This window comes from Synechococcus sp. WC101, assembly GCF_047461555.1.
GTDB lineage: Bacteria > Cyanobacteriota > Cyanobacteriia > Thermostichales > Thermostichaceae > Thermostichus.
On the sequence record NZ_JANSHG010000264.1, the window covers coordinates 1 to 1930 of the forward strand.

Sequence of the window (1930 nt, forward strand, 5' to 3'; positions counted from 1 at the left end):
CAGCTACAGCTCTCTCTGACTTCAGGCGAGTTGACGGGATCCCAGAATGGCGGGCTTGGTTTTCAAACCAGGCCAAATAGACGGCGCTCTGCCTCCTCCATGCGGGCCAAGAAAGCGGCGAACTTGGTGGAGATCTCCTCGACTTCCTGCAAAAAGGCGCGCAACGTCTGGTACTTGAGAACTAAGGCTTCTTCTAGGGGACGGCTCTGGAACTGTTCGTCCAAGGCCTGGCCCAGCTCGCTCAGGGCATTTTCAATGGCGGTTTTGATCGCGCCAATGCTGCGCCGCACCAAGCGCATCACTTCCTGCTCCAACTGGGGCTTTTGGCGGGCCAGCTCGCTGGTGGCCAGCACCTCCCGCAGAGCGGCATAGGGATCCCCCACCTGAAGCGGCATCTCGGCCGTCTCTCCTGGCTGTCCCGCATTGCCGGCGGGCCGCAGCAAACCCCACTCCGACTGCTCCAGCCTACTCAGGATCCCTCTGAACAGGGCAGCGGATCCCTCTACGTCTTTCAGAAGGCCACGCAGCACCTGGTGTTTGAGGCTCAGGTATTGGTCCGGATCCTCGTCCTGCAGCCCTTCGTCCAGGGCGTTGCCCAACTCGCTCAGGGTGTTCTCGATGGTGGCCATCAGGGATCCGGCGCTACGGTGCAGCAGTTGGCGGCAGGGTTCTGGAAGCTCTGACGCCAGAACGGCAGGAGCAGAAAAAGCAGGGGGCTCGGCTGTCGCTTCCCCCTCGTTCGGGCTTTCGGACTCCAGCCAAGTGATGCGGCTGGACTCCGTCCCGCCAGTGCCGACGGCATTTTCCCCATTGAGCCAATCGAGATCGGCGGCGAGAGTCTCGGCAGCTAGCCCCCCACCGGCCATTGTTTCTTGGGACACGTAAACGTAGAGAGGCTGCAGCATCTGCAGCACGGCGTTAGCTGCTTGGCTATCCTGCTCCGGCTCCTGGAGCTGCTGCACCGCCTGTTGCAGCCGCGCTTCCAGCTCCTGCGGGGAGTTGCAGGCGTCGTAAAGGGCTCTGAGCAGCTCGTCGAGACTGTAGCGCCGTAGGGCCGCCAACCCTTGCACCGTGGGCTCTAGCCTGTGGTGCAAAGCCGTGAACAAAACCAGCTTGGCCCGCAAGGGACTTGTCTGCTGCATCACCCCCGCCCGCAACTCGAACGGGTCGTAGTCTTGCTTGTGCAGTTGTAGGCCGCCGTATCTCACAGGTAAGCTGGGCGCAGGCGCCACCCAAGCCGGCAGATCCCCAGATGAAGCAGTCAGAGGGCTGCCGGGATCCGATTGAGATTGGTGATAGAGGAGCTCGAGCTTGCTCAGCAGCAGTTTGGCGACGCGGGCGTATTCAGCCTTCTTGTTGATTTGGCTGATGGCGTCGCGAAAACGCCGGACTAGGTCCTCCAGGGTCGCATGCTCGCGGTAGAGCTGCTCCAGCAGAGCCTTTAGCTCCTCCCCGCTCAGCTTGACAGCGTCGTTTGTCCAAGTGCGGGTGCAGGTGAAGTAAACCAGCTTTTTTACCCGGTCTGCGTACTCGCCCTGCTGCACCTCTTGGACGATAAGGTGAAGGGGATCCGAGAGAACCATAGGAGCTGCTCAGTGGGAGTTTTAGGCCTTGGGGTTAAAAGGCCGTTTCTGGAGGAGCATGGTCAAGAGGTCCTACCATCATCATGTAAGGAAGCGGCGAAGGCAATCAACCAGGGCCAAAGGCTCTATCCGCCTCAATCCTCTTGCCAGTCTAGGTCGGAATCGGTCAGGATGCGATGGCTCTGCTTACGGCAGGTCAGGTGGTGCCCCTCCCCCCTTCGCTTGAGACCTGGGCAAGCTGGGGCAGAGTTTGCCGCTTGCGCTTCCTGGAGTTCATGTAAAAGCTGTAGGTAAAACCCCCGCCGCTCCCAGTCCAGCTCCCGCAGCCCACAGCCCGGCTCCCGATC

Annotated in this window: 1 protein-coding gene and 1 pseudogene; both read right to left on the reverse strand. The window is 60.9% G+C overall.

Going from position 1 to position 1930, the window contains the following annotated elements; all coding sequences use genetic code 11:
* Positions 1–62 precede the first annotated feature (62 nt).
* Complete coding sequence (locus NW809_RS12250; protein ID WP_414402266.1) at positions 63–1583, reverse strand: hypothetical protein; 1521 nt, start codon at positions 1581–1583, stop codon at positions 63–65.
* Positions 1584–1717: 134 nt separating this feature from the next.
* A pseudogene (locus tag NW809_RS12255) lies at positions 1718–1930 on the reverse strand (ribosome small subunit-dependent GTPase A); the annotation flags it as partial.